At 52.5% G+C, this 16,096-nt stretch carries 14 protein-coding genes and 11 tRNA genes; 23 read left to right on the top strand and 2 right to left on the bottom strand.

Features of this window, described 5'->3' with window-relative positions; translation table 11 throughout:
* The first annotated feature begins 12 nt into the window (after window positions 1-12).
* The 3 genes from GS3922_RS14600 (at window position 13) to cshA (ending at window position 3,647) form a co-directional block, all read left to right on the top strand.
* Window positions 13-1,389: a UDP-N-acetylmuramoyl-tripeptide--D-alanyl-D-alanine ligase gene (locus GS3922_RS14600; RefSeq protein WP_063166930.1), complete on the top strand. Its 1,377-nt coding sequence runs from the start codon at window positions 13-15 to the stop codon at window positions 1,387-1,389.
* Window positions 1,390-1,463: 74 nt separating this feature from the next.
* Complete coding sequence (locus tag GS3922_RS14595; protein ID WP_063166929.1) at window positions 1,464-2,165, top strand: alpha/beta hydrolase; 702 nt, start codon at window positions 1,464-1,466, stop codon at window positions 2,163-2,165.
* Window positions 2,166-2,243: 78 nt separating this feature from the next.
* The gene (cshA, locus tag GS3922_RS14590; RefSeq protein WP_063166928.1) at window positions 2,244-3,647 is read left to right on the top strand and encodes a degradosome RNA helicase CshA; all 1,404 of its coding nucleotides are present in this window, start codon (window positions 2,244-2,246) and stop codon (window positions 3,645-3,647) included.
* A gap of 11 nt (window positions 3,648-3,658) precedes the next feature.
* Here the strand turns inward: cshA and GS3922_RS14585 are convergent, their stop codons facing one another.
* Window positions 3,659-4,276 carry a rhomboid family intramembrane serine protease gene (locus GS3922_RS14585; RefSeq protein WP_063166927.1) on the bottom strand — a complete coding sequence of 206 codons (618 nt, stop codon included), beginning with the start codon at window positions 4,274-4,276 and terminating at the stop codon, window positions 3,659-3,661.
* Between the two features lie 149 nt (window positions 4,277-4,425).
* Here GS3922_RS14585 and acpS point away from each other — a divergent pair, with 149 nt between their 5' ends.
* The 8 genes from acpS to hisD all read left to right on the top strand — a co-directional run bounded on the left by acpS (window position 4,426) and on the right by hisD (window position 13,153).
* On the top strand, window positions 4,426-4,815 hold the full coding sequence (gene acpS / locus GS3922_RS14580) for a holo-ACP synthase (protein WP_063166926.1): 390 nt from the start codon (window positions 4,426-4,428) through the stop codon (window positions 4,813-4,815).
* A 79-nt stretch (window positions 4,816-4,894) separates the two neighbouring features.
* On the top strand, window positions 4,895-5,908 hold the full coding sequence (locus GS3922_RS14575; protein WP_063166925.1) for a LolA family protein: 1,014 nt from the start codon (window positions 4,895-4,897) through the stop codon (window positions 5,906-5,908).
* 289 nt (window positions 5,909-6,197) lie between these two features.
* Window positions 6,198-7,352 (top strand): alanine racemase, encoded by a 1,155-nt coding sequence (gene alr, locus GS3922_RS14570; RefSeq protein ID WP_063166924.1) that lies wholly within the window; start codon window positions 6,198-6,200, stop codon window positions 7,350-7,352.
* A 127-nt stretch (window positions 7,353-7,479) separates the two neighbouring features.
* Window positions 7,480-7,761, top strand: a complete 282-nt coding sequence (locus GS3922_RS14565; RefSeq protein WP_020958454.1) for a CopG family ribbon-helix-helix protein — start codon at window positions 7,480-7,482, stop codon at window positions 7,759-7,761.
* Window positions 7,762-7,765: 4 nt separating this feature from the next.
* The gene (gene ndoA / locus GS3922_RS14560) at window positions 7,766-8,116 is read left to right on the top strand and encodes a type II toxin-antitoxin system endoribonuclease NdoA (protein WP_003253417.1); all 351 of its coding nucleotides are present in this window, start codon (window positions 7,766-7,768) and stop codon (window positions 8,114-8,116) included.
* A 299-nt stretch (window positions 8,117-8,415) separates the two neighbouring features.
* Window positions 8,416-10,578 carry a Tex family protein gene (locus GS3922_RS14555; protein ID WP_063166923.1) on the top strand — a complete coding sequence of 721 codons (2,163 nt, stop codon included), beginning with the start codon at window positions 8,416-8,418 and terminating at the stop codon, window positions 10,576-10,578.
* A gap of 120 nt (window positions 10,579-10,698) precedes the next feature.
* Entirely contained in the window at window positions 10,699-11,700 is a 1,002-nt protein-coding gene (locus GS3922_RS14550; RefSeq protein ID WP_063166922.1) for a LacI family DNA-binding transcriptional regulator, read from the top strand.
* A gap of 172 nt (window positions 11,701-11,872) precedes the next feature.
* Window positions 11,873-13,153 (top strand): histidinol dehydrogenase, encoded by a 1,281-nt coding sequence (hisD, locus tag GS3922_RS14545; protein WP_063166921.1) that lies wholly within the window; start codon window positions 11,873-11,875, stop codon window positions 13,151-13,153.
* A gap of 151 nt (window positions 13,154-13,304) precedes the next feature.
* Here the strand turns inward: hisD and cmpA are convergent, their stop codons facing one another.
* Window positions 13,305-13,418: a cortex morphogenetic protein CmpA gene (cmpA, locus tag GS3922_RS17710; RefSeq protein WP_089135018.1), complete on the bottom strand. Its 114-nt coding sequence runs from the start codon at window positions 13,416-13,418 to the stop codon at window positions 13,305-13,307.
* A gap of 91 nt (window positions 13,419-13,509) precedes the next feature.
* Here cmpA and GS3922_RS14540 point away from each other — a divergent pair, with 91 nt between their 5' ends.
* The 12 genes from GS3922_RS14540 to GS3922_RS14485 all read left to right on the top strand — a co-directional run bounded on the left by GS3922_RS14540 (window position 13,510) and on the right by GS3922_RS14485 (window position 15,848).
* Window positions 13,510-13,965, top strand: coding sequence for a SprT family protein (locus tag GS3922_RS14540; protein ID WP_063166920.1), 456 nt, complete (start codon window positions 13,510-13,512; stop codon window positions 13,963-13,965).
* Between the two features lie 234 nt (window positions 13,966-14,199).
* Window positions 14,200-14,274 (top strand) — tRNA-Asn (locus GS3922_RS14535).
* A gap of 6 nt (window positions 14,275-14,280) precedes the next feature.
* Window positions 14,281-14,373, top strand: a tRNA-Ser gene (locus GS3922_RS14530).
* A 16-nt stretch (window positions 14,374-14,389) separates the two neighbouring features.
* Window positions 14,390-14,461 (top strand) — tRNA-Glu (locus GS3922_RS14525).
* A gap of 31 nt (window positions 14,462-14,492) precedes the next feature.
* Window positions 14,493-14,568, top strand: a tRNA-Asp gene (locus GS3922_RS14520).
* A 13-nt stretch (window positions 14,569-14,581) separates the two neighbouring features.
* Window positions 14,582-14,656: transfer RNA gene (locus GS3922_RS14515), tRNA-Gln, on the top strand.
* A gap of 458 nt (window positions 14,657-15,114) precedes the next feature.
* A tRNA-Lys gene (locus GS3922_RS14510) sits at window positions 15,115-15,190 on the top strand.
* A gap of 5 nt (window positions 15,191-15,195) precedes the next feature.
* A tRNA-Leu gene (locus tag GS3922_RS14505) sits at window positions 15,196-15,277 on the top strand.
* An 11-nt stretch (window positions 15,278-15,288) separates the two neighbouring features.
* A tRNA-Leu gene (locus tag GS3922_RS14500) sits at window positions 15,289-15,371 on the top strand.
* Between the two features lie 79 nt (window positions 15,372-15,450).
* Window positions 15,451-15,527 (top strand) — tRNA-Arg (locus GS3922_RS14495).
* Between the two features lie 4 nt (window positions 15,528-15,531).
* Window positions 15,532-15,605: transfer RNA gene (locus tag GS3922_RS14490), tRNA-Pro, on the top strand.
* Window positions 15,606-15,774: 169 nt separating this feature from the next.
* A tRNA-Gly gene (locus tag GS3922_RS14485) sits at window positions 15,775-15,848 on the top strand.
* Window positions 15,849-16,096 lie beyond the last annotated feature (248 nt).

Here is a 16,096-nt window from a genome sequence, read left to right as displayed (position 1 = left end):
GGGTGGGAGCGAATGATGAAACGGACGGTGCGGCAAATCGCCGAGATGGCCGGCGGCCGGTGCACGAATCCGGAGTGGGAAAATATTTCCGCCAGCGGCGTATCGACCGACACAAGGACGATCCAAGCCGGCAACTTATACGTTCCGCTGCTTGGAGAGACGTTTAACGGACACGCTTTCGTGGAGGAAGCGGTGCAAAAAGGGGCGGCAGCCGTGCTATGGGCCGAAGCGGAAGGGGCGCCGCCGGAAAGCGTTCCAGTGATTATCGTCGATGATACGCTTTCGGCGCTGCAGCGTCTCGCTGCTCGCTACCGTGAACAGCTCGGGCTGAACGTCGTCGGGGTGACCGGCAGCAACGGCAAAACGACGACGAAGGACATCATTGCTGCTCTTTTGGCGACCCGATATCGCGTGCAAAAAACGGAAGGAAACTTAAACAATCATATCGGCGTACCGCTCACGCTTCTCGCCGTCGAGGAAGGGACAGACATCGCCGTCGTGGAAATGGGAATGAGCGGATTTGGTGAAATCGAGCGGCTCACGACGATCGCTCGGCCGAATGCCGCCGTCATCACCAACATCGGTGAATCGCACTTGCAAGAGCTCGGGTCGCGGGAAGGCATCGCCAAGGCAAAGTTAGAAATTTTGTCCGGGCTGCACCGTGACGGTTTGTTCGTCTACCACGGCGATGAGCCGCTTTTGGCCGAGCGCGTGCCGAACTTGCCGCTTCCCCGGCACGTTGTGACGTTCGGGGAAGGCGAAGGCAACGATTATTATCCGACAGCTGTGCGCATTGAAGCCGCGGGCACGTCGTTTGCCATCAACGCGCTCCCTGGCCGGATGCTGTTTATGCCGGTATTGGGGAAACACCACGTATACAACGCGCTGGCCGCCATCGCAGTCGCCCGCTTTTTTGACGTCAGTTGGGAGGAGATTGACGCCGCTCTTTCCCGTTTGCAAGTGACGCGCATGCGTACGGAAGTCGTGAAAACGAAACGCGGCTTTACGGTGATTAATGATGCCTACAACGCCAGCCCGACATCGATGCGTGCCGCGTTGACGCTGCTCGGAGAATTGGGCGGCTATGGAAAGAAGATCGCGGTATTGGGCGATATGCTCGAACTTGGCGACAACGAGGTCACGTTCCACCAAGAGATTGGGGAGATGCTGCGGCCGGAGATGGCGGATTACGTATTGACCTACGGACCGTTAGCGCGCCATATTGCTGCGGCCGCTGCGCCGTCTTTTGGCCAAGGCCGGGTGAAGGCGTTTGACGATAAAGCGGCATTGGCTGAAGCGGTGCTTTCTATCGCCTCCGCAGACGATATCGTCCTGTTGAAAGCATCGCGCGGCATGAGATTGGAAGAGCTGCTCGGTTATTGGGTGTAAAATCGGACGGGTCGAGAAAAACTAAAAGCGGCGTCACCGGCGCCGCTTTTCACTCAAGCCGGGGGGTGGGGATGATGATCGGCTGTTTATGCATTCATGGATTTACCGGGAGTCCGGAAGAGGTGGCGCCGCTAGCTGACTATTTGCGGGAGCGGACCGATTGGATTGTGAAAACGCCGATATTGCCGGGACATGGAGATGAGTTGCGGCTCAAAGGGATTACATATGACCGATGGGTCGAAGCGGCTGAACAAGCGTTCCAGGCGCTTAGCCTCCGCTGCGATACGGTATATGTTGTCGGGTTTTCAATGGGTGGGGTGCTCGCCGTCCATTTGGCGGAAAAATACCCGGTCGCTAGGCTTGTGCTGTTGAGTGCAGCGTTTTATTACGTCAACCCGCGCCAATTATGGCGTGACATCCGTGAGATGTTTGCCAACGGCTGGCGTGGAGCGCGAGAGCATCCATTGTTCCTTCGCTACCGAAACAAAATGATGGCGACTCCGTTTTCGGCCGTCAGGGAATTTCGCAAGCTCGTCCGCCATGTGCGTCCCCGCCTTCCGCGCGTCCAAGCGCCCGTACTCATCGTACAAGGAGAAAAAGACGGGATTGTGCCGCCCAAAAGCGCCTATTACTTATATGAAAACATCGGTTCGGCAGAAAAAGTGCTGCTGTTTTTGCCGAATTCGTATCACCACGTCTGCCATGGCGCTGACCGGCACGTATTGTTTGCCGAGGCAGAAAAATTTTTGTGCGCCCCCTCCTTTCATTGCAAATGACGGCATAACATGGTATGATAACTGTCAAACCTTTCTCACGAATAAAGGGACGATTTTTTATAAGGAGTTTGGATAACATTGACGACATTTCAAGAATTAGGATTAAGCCAGGACGTAATGAAAGCTGTCGAGCGGATGGGATTTGAAGAAACGACCCCGATTCAAGCAAAAACGATCCCGCTCAGCCTGCAAAATAAAGATGTGATCGGCCAAGCGCAAACCGGAACGGGGAAAACAGCCGCGTTTGGCATCCCGATCGTAGAAAAAGTGGATGTGAAAAACGGGGCCGTTCAGGCGCTCGTCGTCGCGCCGACGCGCGAGCTTGCCATTCAAGTGTCGGAAGAACTATATAAAATCGGTGCGGTCAAGCGGGTGCGCGTCTTGCCGATTTACGGCGGCCAAGATATTGAGCGGCAAATTCGCGCCTTGAAAAAACAACCGCACGTCATCGTCGGCACGCCAGGCCGCATCATCGACCATATTCACCGCGGGACGCTCCGCCTTGAACATGTGCATACGGTCGTGCTCGATGAAGCCGATGAGATGCTTAATATGGGCTTTATCGAAGATATTGAGGCGATTTTGCGCCATGTGCCGACCGAAAGGCAGACGTTATTGTTCTCGGCGACGATGCCGGATCCGATCCGCCGCATTGCCGAGCGGTTTATGAACGATCCGGAACTCGTGAAGGTGAAGGCAAAGGAAATGACCGTGCCGAATATCCAGCAATATTATTTGGAAGTGCACGAGAAAAAGAAATTTGACATTTTAACACGGCTTCTCGATATCCAGGCGCCGGAGCTGGCGATTGTGTTTGGCCGCACGAAACGGCGCGTCGACGAACTCGCTGAAGCACTCAACTTGCGCGGCTATGCGGCGGAAGGCATCCATGGCGATCTAAGCCAGGCGAAGCGGTTGTCGGTGCTGCGCAAGTTTAAAGAAGGGTCAATTGAAATTTTAGTTGCCACCGACGTCGCGGCGCGCGGATTGGACATTTCCGGTGTGACGCACGTGTATAACTTTGACATCCCGCAAGATCCGGAAAGCTACGTCCACCGGATCGGGCGCACGGGACGCGCCGGCAAGACAGGAATGGCGATGACGTTTGTGACACCGCGGGAAATCGGCCAGCTCCATCATATTGAGCGGACGACGAAGCGGAAAATGGAGCGGATGAAACCGCCGACGCTCGATGAGGCGCTCGAAGGCCAACAGCGCGTCGCCATTGAAAAGCTCCTCAACGTGGCAGAAACGGAAAATTTATCATTTTACAAACGAGCGGCTGAGGAATTGCTTGAAGAGCATGACTCCGTGACGATCGTCGCCGCCTGCCTGAAAATGTTGACGCGCGAACCGGACACGACGCCGGTGAAGTTGACGGAAGAACCGCCTTTAGCGGTCAAACGGGAGAAAAAGCGGGGCGGCCGCCCGGACGGTTCGGCGCGCGGCCGGACGAAAAAACGGCGGATTACGGCGCATTAAGCGCCGTTTTTTCATGGCCGGATCACATGAAATGTCGGCAGCTGGGGACGGATGGCTAAAAAGGGAGCCAACAAGCCGCCGGTGGCGAAGCCGAATAGATGAGCTATGAGATTTCCGTTCGGTTCCAGCAAACTAAGCAACAAATGAATCGCGACAATGACCAGCAACAGCCGGGTGTGCTTTGGGGCGATTAAGTCACGGCGGAATAGAGCGAGATAGCTATACATGCCGAATAAGGCGAAAATGGCTCCTGACGCCCCGACGTGGCTGTACATCGGCGGCAGAAGCAGTACGGTGGCGACATTGGCGCCGAAGCCGCCTCCGAGATAAAGAAGCAAAAATTTCCCTTTTCCGAGCGCACGCTCCAGCCACGGGCCGAACAGCCATAGAGAAAGGCTGTTGGCCGCCATATGGTTGAAATCGTAGTGCAGCACGAGCGGGCTAACCAACCGCCAATACTCTCCGTCGCGAATGGCGCCGTTCGTCCCGATGACATGTTGCCAAATGGGCTCAAGCACCGTGAGGGGAAGGACGAACAAAAACCATAAACCGATATGGGCTAGCAACACGATCGATACAACCGGACAGAGACGGAAGAGTGAGCGGACATCCCCTACATGGTGAAACATAGCTTTGTCTCCTTTCTTTGCTGAACATCACATCCCCTGCAGGTGGGGCGATGCGCCGATAGGTTATGTCCGTTTTCTATAAGCCATCTTATGCACAAAAAGCGCAAAAAATTTGTCCGACTATATCGCACGGATAGGTGGAGAAAGTGATGATTGTCGGTATCGGCATTGATATTGTAGAGCTTGAACGGATTCGGTCGCTCCTTGAACGCAACCGCAAACTCCCTGATCGGGTGTTAACACCGCGAGAGAAGGCGCAGTTTGACCGGCTAGCACCTGCTAGACAGGTGGAATTTCTTGCCGGACGATTTGCGGCGAAGGAAGCGTACGCTAAAGCGCTCGGGACAGGGATTGGGCGACATGTATCGTTTCAAGACATCGAGGTCGTTTCCGATGCGTATGGAAAGCCAAGTATTGCTGCCCGCCGCGACGGAGAGATCATTCATCTGTCCATCTCCCATAGCCGCGATTATGCGGTCGCCCAAGTCGTCATTGAGCGCTTCGGGCCGACTGAACCATCGGACGCTTGCCACGGCTAGTCTGCATATTCTCGAAAGTTGTCTCATATATTGTAGTGCATAGGCAGAAATCGATATATGAGGCAAAGGGGTTGAAGCGATGGGCAGAAAGGTGCTTTTGGCATTGGTCGGCATCATCTTTTTGTTTGCTCTAGCTGGGTGCGGGTCGAAATCGCAGGAGGAAGTGCTTCAAGCGCTCAATGAAAAGATGGACGACATGACAGGCTACCAAGCCGAGGCGAAAATGACGTTCCGCACCGGTGCGAAGCCACAAGTATATCATGTGGAAGTGTGGCATAAGCAGCCGTCGTACTACCGCGTCAGCTTGAAAAACGCCGACAAAGGGCAAAGTCAAATGATTTTGCGCAACGATGAGGGAGTGTTTGTCTTTACGCCGGCTCTCAACAAAAGCTTCAAGTTTGTCAGCGACTGGCCGAAAAACAGCAGTCAAGCGTATTTGTATGAATCGCTCGTCAAAGACATTTTGAGTGACTCAAAGGCGAAGTTTAAAGCGACGAAAGACCACTATGTATTCGAGACAAAAACGAACTATCCAAATAGCGAAGTCGTTCCGACCCAAGAAATTACACTGCGCAAAAAAGATTTGGCGCCCGTCTCGGTCAAAGTGATGGATACAGACCGAAAAGCGCTGTTGACAGTGGAATTTTCCAATGTTGAATTTAACAAAAAATTCGATGATGATGCGTTCGACACATCGAAAAACATGACCGGTGCACGCCTCGAAGTGCCAGCGATGGCGGAAGGAAAAGAACAAGTGATGGAGGTCATGTACCCGAGCCAGCTCCCGGAAGGCGTCCAGGCGCTTGAGGAAAAAGAAGTAAAAAGTGAAGACGGCACGCGGGTCATTATGACATTCGGCGGCAAAAAATCGTTTACGCTCGTTCAAGAAAAAGCGGAAGTGCTCCCGGCCACGAGCATGCCAGTGCTTGTCAACGGGGATCCGGTTGATTTAGGATTTACGGTCGGTGCCCTCACTGATCAAACGCTGACATGGTCATACAACGGGGTGGAATTTACGCTCGCCTCTGATGATCTAACACCGGAAGAAATGGTGATGGTTGCCAGCTCGGTGCAAGAAAAAGCAACAAAATAACCGTGAAGCCTGCGAAAAGGCGTGCCTTTCCGCTTTGAGGGCGGGAGGCCGCCTTATTTTTTCATGGCGTGAGAGTCCGGTCCGGTGAAAAAGGCCTCGCCTCTAGCCGGCATAGGACTAAACGGGATGAAAAGCGGGGGAAGCAAGGTTTCTCGATTTCCGCTGCGTTCAGGCGCTTTTCTGACGTTCAACCTATTCCTTCTTCAGCAAAGACGTGGTAAACTAAGAAAGGACGAAAACAGATTCAAGCGCTTTCGAACTTGCGTGATGAGAAAGGCAGCGAGAGAGGATGGACGACTTTCACCGCGATACGTGGGCGGAAATTGATTTGGATGCCATTTACGACAACGTTGCGAATTTGCGCCGCTTTTTGCCGGATGGAACGCGGGTGATGGCCGTCGTGAAGGCGAACGCCTATGGACATGGTGACGCCCAAGTGGCGGAAACGGCGCTAGAAGCCGGCGCTTCCTACTTAGCCGTCGCCTTTTTGGACGAGGCGCTCGCCTTAAGGAAAAAAGGCATCAATGCGCCCATTTTAGTGCTCGGGGCGTCCCGCCCGGCCGATGTGACGCTAGCCGCCCAACATCGCATTGCCTTAACCGTGTTTCGCGCTGATTGGGTAGAAGAGGCGTCATCCATTTACACGGACTCGGCCCCGGTTCACTTTCATTTGAAAATGGACACCGGAATGGGAAGGCTCGGGGTGAAAAACGAAGAGGAGACAAAGCGCATCATGGCGCTGATTGATCGCCACCCGTCCTTTATCCTTGAAGGGGCATATACGCATTTTGCGACGGCTGATGAAGTGAATACAGACTATCTTTCTTACCAATATGGCCGCTTTTTGCGTATGCTCGAATGGCTGCCGTCGCGGCCGCCGCTCGTTCATTGTGCCAACAGCGCAGCGGCGCTCCGCTTTCCCGATCGAGCGTTCAATATGGTCCGCTTCGGCATTTCCATGTACGGGCTCGCTCCGTCGCCAAGCATCAAGCCGCTGCTTCCATACGAACTCAAGGAGGCGTTTTCGCTCCATAGCCGCCTCGTGCATGTGAAAAAGCTGCAGCCGGGGGAAAAGGTCAGTTACGGAGCGACGTATACCGCGCAAGTGGAAGAGTGGATCGGCACGATCCCGATCGGCTATGCGGACGGCTGGCTCCGTCGTCTGCAACATTTTCATGTGCTCGTGAACGGGCAAAGGGCGCCGATTGTCGGCCGCATTTGCATGGATCAATGCATGATCCGCCTGCCTGGGCCGCTGCCGATCGGCACGAAGGTGACGTTGATTGGTCGTCAAGGGGATGAAGCCATCTCAGTCGATGATGTCGCCCGCCAGTTGGAAACGATTAATTACGAAGTGCCTTGCACAATCAGTTATCGGGTGCCCCGTATTTTTTTCCGAAATAAGCGTATAATGGAAGTGAGAAATGCTGTTTGTCACGGGTGAAGCGGTGCATAATCTGCTTCAGAAGACAAAGGATAGAAAATGGAGAAATGACTTTGCAGCGCCGTTGTTTAATGGTATCATGAAATGGAAGCAATGAATGGCTGCAGTTCGTGGAGGTGTATGATTCGTGTCGGAATCTGGCGCAACAACGGAAATCATCGTTCGTTTGCCGCAGTCGCTGCTGACAGAACTGGACGGGCTCGTAAAGCAGGAGAATGGCAATCGCAATGAACTCATTTATCAGGCGACGAAAATGTATATTCGCGAGCGGAAAAAACGGCAAATTCGCGAGGCGATGAGACGAGGCTACATGGAAATGGCCAAAATCAATTTATCTATTGCTTCTGAAGCGTTTCATGCTGAATATGAGGCCGACCACACCGTTGAACGCTTAGTTAGCGGGGGGTAATGCTTTGATTGTCAAACGTGGCGACGTTTATTTTGCGGACCTTTCCCCGGTCGTTGGCTCAGAGCAGGGCGGCGTACGCCCCGTGTTGGTGATCCAAAACGATATCGGCAATCGCTTCAGTCCGACGGTAATTGTCGCGGCGATTACGGCGCAAATCCAAAAGGCGAAACTGCCGACGCACGTCGAAATCGATGCGAAACGCTACGGGTTTGAGCGCGATTCGGTCATTTTGCTTGAGCAAATTCGTACGATTGATAAACAACGGTTGACCGATAAAATTACCCACTTGGATGATGAAATGATGGATAAGGTCGATGAGGCGCTGCAAATCAGCTTGGGTTTGATCGACTTTTGACACTGTGCGAAGAAGCCCCCTGCCTTAGCGAGTCAAACAGCGGGAGGGAGCGATGTTTTGTTTGCCAAGGGCAAATGGGCGGATAGGTGAAGCGGCGGTGAACGTGCGACGCTGGATTTTATTATGGTATTTTTATGTCAATGGCAAAGACGGGCAGATCGGCTCTCATAACGGTCTGTCCTTTCATTTTTATTTGGTTTCGTAAAGAAGACTCCGAGCCTCAAGCGCGCGAAAGGCGCAGCCCAGCGATCAGCGGGAGAGGAATTTCGGCTGACGCTATACATAAGGGAGGGAAACGCTTGACGAACGAACAGCGGCTCATTTCAATCATCGCCACCGAGCAACAGTTGGCGGCGAAACAAGTCGAAAATGTCATCGCGCTTCACCGGGAAGGCAACACGATCCCGTTTATCGCTCGCTACCGGAAGGAAATGACGGGGGCGCTCGATGAAGTGCAAATTCGTGATGTGCTCGAACGATGGGAATATTTGCAGCATTTAGAACAGCGGAAAGAAGAAGTCATTCGGTTGATTGATGAGCAAGGGAAATTGACGGAAGAATTGAAAAACATGATTATAAGCGCTACGAAGCTGCAGCAAGTCGAAGATCTATATCGCCCTTACCGACAAAAACGGCGCACGAAAGCGACGATCGCCAAAGAAAAAGGGCTCGAGCCGCTCGCCGACTGGCTTCTTTCTTTCCCCGCCGCTCCAGCTCCCGAAGAGCAGGCCGAGGCGTTTGTCGATGCCGAAAAAGGGGTGGCCACTGTTGACGAGGCGCTGCAAGGGGCGAAAGACATCATCGCTGAACGGATGGCTGACGATGCCAACCTTCGCCAATGGGTGCGCGAACAAACGCGTCGGAAAGGAACGATCGCTTCGGCCGCCAAAGCGCCGGAAAAGGACGAAAAGAACGTTTACGAAATGTACTACGACTATGAAGAGCCGATCGCCAAAATCGTCCCCCATCGCGTCTTAGCCTTAAACCGCGGTGAAAAGGAAGAGGTATTGCGCGTAGCGGTCAAACCGCCGGTCGAGGAGATCATTCGCTACTTGCTGCGAAAGACCATCGCCAATGAATCATCCCCCGCCGCCCCACTTGTGGCGGAAGCGGTTGAAGACGGATACAAGCGGCTGATGGAGCCTGCCATTGAACGCGAGATCCGCAACGAGCTGACGGAAAAGGCAGAAGAACGGGCGATCCATATTTTTGCCGAAAACTTGCGCAAGCTGCTTCTTCAGCCGCCGTTAAAAGGAAAAACGGTCCTCGGCATCGACCCGGCTTACCGAACCGGATGCAAACTCGCCGTCGTTGACGAAACCGGAAAGCTGCTCCGCATCGACGTCATGTACCCGCACCCGCCTCAGGAGCGGAAAGAGGAAGCGCGAACAAAGCTTCTGCGCTTGCTTGAAGACGATCATGTGGACATGATCGCCATCGGCAACGGAACGGCATCGCGGGAAACAGAGCAGTTTGTCGCCGATACGCTGAAGCAAGTGGCGCGTGACATCTTTTATGTCATCGTCAACGAGGCGGGGGCGAGCGTCTACTCCGCTTCCGACCTTGCACGCGCCGAGTTTCCGGACTTGCAAGTCGAAGAGCGGAGCGCCGTTTCCATCGCCCGCCGTGTTCAAGATCCGCTCGCCGAGCTCGTCAAAATCGACCCAAAATCGGTCGGGGTCGGCCAGTACCAGCATGATGTTTCGCAAAAGAAGCTGGCCGAATCGCTCCGTTTCGTCGTTGAGACGGTCGTCAACCAAGTTGGCGTCAACGTCAACACCGCCTCTGTTTCGTTGTTGCAGTACGTGTCAGGGCTGACGAAAACGGTGTCGGAAAACATCGTCAAGCGCCGCGAAGAGCAAGGAAAATTCCGCAGCCGTGAAGAGCTGAAAACGATCCCGCGGCTTGGAGCAAAAACGTACGAGCAATGCATCGGCTTTTTGCGCATTCCCGACGGGGAGGAGCCGCTTGACCGCACGGCGATTCACCCCGAGCGGTACGCAGAAGTGAAGCAGCTATTGCATACATTAGGATTTACAACCGACGCCATCGGCAGCGGCGAACTGCGCCAAGCGCTGCAAGCCATCGATATCGAAGCAACGGCTGCTGAACTCGGCATCGGTGAACTGACATTGCGCGACATCATCGACGCTTTATGCCGTCCGGAGCGCGACCCGCGCGACGAGCTGCCCAAACCGCTGCTTCGCAAAGACGTCTTGAAAATGGAGGACTTAAAACCGGGCATGGAGCTTGAAGGCACAGTGCGCAATGTCGTTGACTTCGGCGCTTTTGTCGACATCGGTGTCAAACAGGACGGGCTTGTACATATTTCAAAACTCAGCAAACAATACGTGCGCCATCCGCTCGACATTGTTTCCGTCGGCGATGTTGTCAAAGTATGGGTCGAGCACGTCGATGTGGCGAAAGGGAGAATTTCATTATCAATGCTGCCTCCAGAGTAAGCGGCGTTTGTTCTTAAGATTTCAGCCGAGAGGTCAAACCCCCAGAGGCATGCGAGCGCTCTGACAGGCTGGCATGCCCTTATCACAGCTGTAGTCAGCTGGAAGGAGGAGGGAGTGTTGGTGAAGAAAAAGCCGGTCAATTCCATGGAAGTAGCGAAAAAGGCAGGGGTATCCCAATCAACCGTTTCTCGCGTGTTCACCCCGGGTTCGAGCGTGTCACCGAAAACGAGAAAGCGGGTGCTTGAAGCGGCGCGGGAGCTTGGCTATCGACCTAACGCGTTGGCTAGAGGACTGATCATGAATAAAACGAATATCATTGGCTTGGCGATGAGGGATATCCAAAATCCGTTCTATCCTGAAATATTGGAGAAATTCACAAAAGCGTTGCGCGACAACGGTTACCACGTCCTTTTTGTTCATACGGAGAACGACGAGATCAACCAAGATGAAATATCAGAATTTCTTGAATACAATGTCGAAGGTGTCATTGTGACTGATGCTACGTTATCGCCGAATATCATCGCCTCCCTTTCAAGCAACGGCATACCGGTCATATTGTTTAACCGCCGCATGGACGGCCTTCCTTGCCATTCGGTGAGCTGCGATAATTATACCGCGGGCAAAAAAATTGGCGAATACTTGTACGAGCTCGGATATAGACGGATGGCATACATACGCGGACGCAAGAACACCTCGACAAATGATGACCGCGAGCGGGGGTTTTGTGAGGCTCTGATGGGGAGAGGAGCGGAACTTTGCATCGAGGACGGAGAGTTTACTTATGAAGGGGGATATAATGCTGCTTTGCGGCTATTAGGCAAAAGAGAGCGGCCCGAGGTGATTTTTGGGGCTAACGATATCACGGCCTTAGGGGTCATGGATGCCGCCAGAGCGATAGGATTATCGATTCCAGATGACGTGGCGGTCATCGGTTTTGACGATATCACAATGGCGTCTTGGCCTAGTTACGGTTTAACAACATGGAGGCAGCCTGTTGATGAGATGATCGAATGGACGCTGGCAAAACTGTTCGTAGAAATAGACGGAGGAGATGGGAAACCGTCATCGATTTTATTTCCAGGCATATTGGTCGAAAGAGGAAGTGTGAAAAAAAGGAGTTGACAAAAGAAAGCGCTTTACATTATTATTTTTACAGAATCCGCGGAAACATTTGAAATTTCTGTAGATAGGGGGAGCCCCCTTCTTGTGCCGCAAATTGAATACGTATTCAATATACTAAAAAGTTGAACTATTTACTAAAATGCATACGCATGCAAAAAGGGAGGAAAAGGAAATGACGATGTTTTTAAAACAAGGAAAGCCGCAAGAAGAAATTGCCCAGCACGATGCGCAAGTGGCGGAAACTGTGCGGCAGATAATTAAGAAAATTGAGTTTGAGGGGGATGCGGCAGTCCGAGAACTGTCACTTCAGTTTGATAACTGGTCTCCGCTGAGTTTTCGTCTTACCGAGGAGCAAATCTTAGATATTATCAGCACTGTTCCGAAGCAAACGATTGAGGACATTAAATTCGCGCAAAGCAACATTAGACGATTTGCTGAGGAGCAAAGAAAAGCGCTAAAAGACATTGAAGTCGAAACGCTGCCTGGAGTGATCCTCGGCCATAAAAACATCCCGGTCAACAGCGTCGGGTGCTACATACCTGGGGGGCGCTACCCGATGGTTGCTTCGGCACATATGAGCGTTCTAACGGCAAAAGTGGCAGGGGTCAAACGGGTGATTGCCTGCACGCCGCCTATCCGCGGGGAAATCCCCGCAGCGACCGTCGCCGCCATGCATTTGGCAGGAGCGGATGAAATTTATATTTTGGGTGGTGTTCAAGCCATGGCGGCCATGGCGATCGGCACGGAAACGATCGAGCCTGTCGATATGTTAGTCGGCCCAGGAAACGCGTATGTAGCTGAAGCGAAACGGCAACTGTACGGCCGTGTAGGCATCGACTTGTTTGCTGGTCCGACCGAAACATTGATCATCGCGGACGAAACCGCTGATGCCGAAATGGTCGCCACGGACTTGCTGGGACAGGCCGAGCATGGACCGACTTCTCCGTGCGTGCTGATTACGACATCGGAAAAGTTAGCCCGGGAGACGTTGGAGGAGGTCGAACGGCAGTTAGCGGTGCTCCCTACCGCTGACGTCGCAAGCGTAGCGTGGCGGGATTACGGTACCGTCATCGTCGTCGAGGACGAGGAAGAAGCTTTGCGGGAGGCAGACAAGCTGGCGTTTGAGCACGTTCAAGTTTTGACCAAAAATCCGGATTACTTCTTAGAGAATTTAACAAACTACGGGAGCTTGTTCCTTGGCCCTGAAACAAACGTCGCTTACGGTGACAAAGTGATCGGCACAAACCACACTTTGCCGACGAAAAAAGCAGCCCGTTATACTGGCGGCCTGTGGGTTGGGAAGTTCTTGAAAACATGCACTTACCAAAAAGTAAGCAAAGAAGCGAGCGCTTTTATTGGCGAGTACGCCGTCCGCCTCTGCGAAATCGAGAACTTTGCGGGTCACGCTCAACAGGCCCGGCTTCGCGTCGAGCGTTATGGCAAAAGTCAATAAACATTGCGAGGCTTGGGCAGTCGGTTGCCTGACTGCCCAAATTCATGCATCGCAAAAAGTACAGGGGAGGAAAAAAAGGTTCATCGGTATCATTGGGTTGCTTGAAGGATTGACGCTTCTAACGATCATGACAGTGAGAGGAATGAACCTCCTACGAACAGTGTTTCCTCCGATAAAAAAACCAACATTGGTTTAACAGCTTAATTTGATCCCGGTTTTTTTCATAATAGGCTCGTCTCATCTGATTTTTTAGCCACGTAGGCAAAGCAGTCACCTCCCTAACAACGGAAAGGTAGTATATAATGTATGTAGCTGCACATTGTCCTGTGCCAAAAACATAAAAGGGGGCGCCTGCCATGGATCAAAAACAGTTGCAAGCACTCGTTGAGCAAATTTCCATAAGCACATTTGGCAAACCGTTTCGCCACACCGCCTCCTTCAACTCAAGGCTTCGCACTGTCGGCGGGCGCTACGTGCTGCAAACGCACAACATTGAACTGAACAAAAAACATTATGACCGATTTGGCGAAGAAGAACTCATTGCCATCATCAAACATGAGCTATGTCATTACCATCTGCATCTTGAAGGGAAAGGCTACCGCCACCGCGACCGTGACTTTCGCGAGCTGTTGAGAAAAGTGGGGGCGCCTCGCTATTGCCGTCCGCTCGAACAAAAAACAAAAACGCCCAAGGCGATCCATACATACATTTGCACATCGTGCGGCTTAACATACAAGCGTAAAAAACGAATGAACACCGACCGCTACGTCTGCGGCCATTGCCACGGCCGGCTCAAACTCTCTTCCAGCTAACGATGAAACAAGGCGGAACCTTTTACAAAAAAGAGGTTGACAGTCAAAACAATCATATGCTAAATTATAAAAGCCGTCGCCAAACGGCGAAACAAACAACAAAAAAACATATTGACAAACAACAGGTTGCTCAATATAATAAACAATGTCAGTTGTGACGAACATCCGCATCATTAGATGTGCTTGTGGAGGAAGGGACAGGGAAAGTTTCGGATGCATTTTCTTCATCATCATTCCGCAATAGCTCAGCGGTAGAGCAACCGGCTGTTAACCGGTAGGTCGTAGGTTCGAATCCTACTTGCGGAGCCATTTTATGGAGAAGTACCCAAGTGGCTGAAGGGGACGGTTTGCTAAACCGTTAGGTCGTGTCTTTACGGCGCGCGGGTTCAAATCCCGCCTTCTCCGCCACTTTCGATATACGCGTGGCCCGTTGGTCAAGTGGTTAAGACACCGCCCTTTCACGGCGGTAACACGGGTTCGAATCCCGTACGGGTCACTTACAGCGCGGGGACTTCCCGCGAATTCACGGTCCCGTAGTGTAGTGGTTAACATGCCTGCCTGTCACGCAGGAGATCGCGGGTTCGAGTCCCGTCGGGACCGCCATAACACCAATCGCTGGGCCATAGCCAAGCGGTAAGGCAACGGACTTTGACTCCGTGATGCGCTGGTTCGAATCCAGCTGGCCCAGCCATTCTTATTTCATACATATCCCTAAGCTGTTAGCTTAGGGCATATCATGAGCCATTAGCTCAGCAACGAGCGTTGCATCTTTGAATTCGCTGCGAGTTGCCTCGACGCACCGAGCATCCTCGAAACAGCTGGTAGAGGAAGAGGCAGGTAGAGCTCGTTAGTACTTAGAGTGTTATGATCGCTATGAGCCATTAGCTCAGCAACGAGCGTTGCATCTTTGAATTCGCTGCGAGTTGCCTCGACGCACCGAGCATCCTCGAAACAGCTGGTAGAGGAAGAGGCAGGTAGAGCTCGTTAGTACTTAGAGTGTTATGATCGCTATGAGCCATTAGCTCAGCAACGAGCGTTGCATCTTTGAATTCGCTGCGAGTTGCCTCGACGCACCGAGCATCCTCGAAACAGCTGGTAGAGGAAGAGGCAGGTAGAGCTCGTTAGTACTTAGAGTGTTATGATCGCTATGAGCCATTAGCTCAGCAGGTAGAGCATCTGACTTTTAATCAGAGGGTCGGAGGTTCGAGTCCTCCATGGCTCACCATATTCGCGGGTGTGGCGGAATTGGCAGACGCACCAGACTTAGGATCTGGCGCCTCACGGCGTGGGGGTTCAAGTCCCTCCACCCGCACTGATAAACACGCGGTCGTGGCGGAATGGCAGACGCGCTAGGTTGAGGGCCTAGTGGGGGCAACCCCGTGGAGGTTCAAGTCCTCTCGACCGCATTTTATTTTATTAGGATAAAAAATATTGACAAAGACGAACTGAGTTATTATAATAAATTCTGTTGCTCTTAAAAATATTGCGCTCGTAGCTCAATTGGATAGAGCATCTGACTACGGATCAGAAGGTTAGGGGTTCGAATCCTCTCGAGCGCGCCATGATCGGGAAGTAGCTCAGCTTGGTAGAGCACATGGTTTGGGACCATGGGGTCGCAGGTTCAAATCCTGTCTTCCCGATTCCGATAGTTTAAATAATATGTGGGTGTAGTTTAGTGGTAAAACCTCAGCCACGAGCCTTAACTTCATCGAGTAGGCCACGAGTTGCCTCAACGCATTTGACTTCCTTGAATCGACCAGCAGAGGAAGAGGCATGAAAGTGCGTGGTGAATATTAAACAGAATAATATGCGGGTGTAGTTTAGTGGTAAAACCTCAGCCTTCCAAGCTGATGTCGTGGGTTCGATTCCCATCACCCGCTCCATGAAGAAGTTGAACTGAGAAGCTGTCAAAGAAGATTTATCAATCTTGTTCCTTGAAAACTGAACGAAACGAAGCGCAACGAAAAGCTGAGGCCGCTTGCCTATCGGCGAAACGCGCTGGAGGGCCTGCGAGGAGGCTATCGCCGCCGCAGCAGGACCGAAGCGTCGCGAGCCGATGGCGGCCGAAGCTAGACAATACGAAAAGCTGAGGCCGCTTGACACGTTTGGTGTCGGTGCCGAAGCTTACAAA

It is taken from the genome of Geobacillus subterraneus (assembly GCF_001618685.1).
In the GTDB taxonomy this organism is placed as follows: domain Bacteria; phylum Bacillota; class Bacilli; order Bacillales; family Anoxybacillaceae; genus Geobacillus; species Geobacillus subterraneus.
The sequence above is the reverse complement of the archived record's forward strand: the minus strand, read 5'-3'. Positions and strand labels throughout refer to the sequence as shown.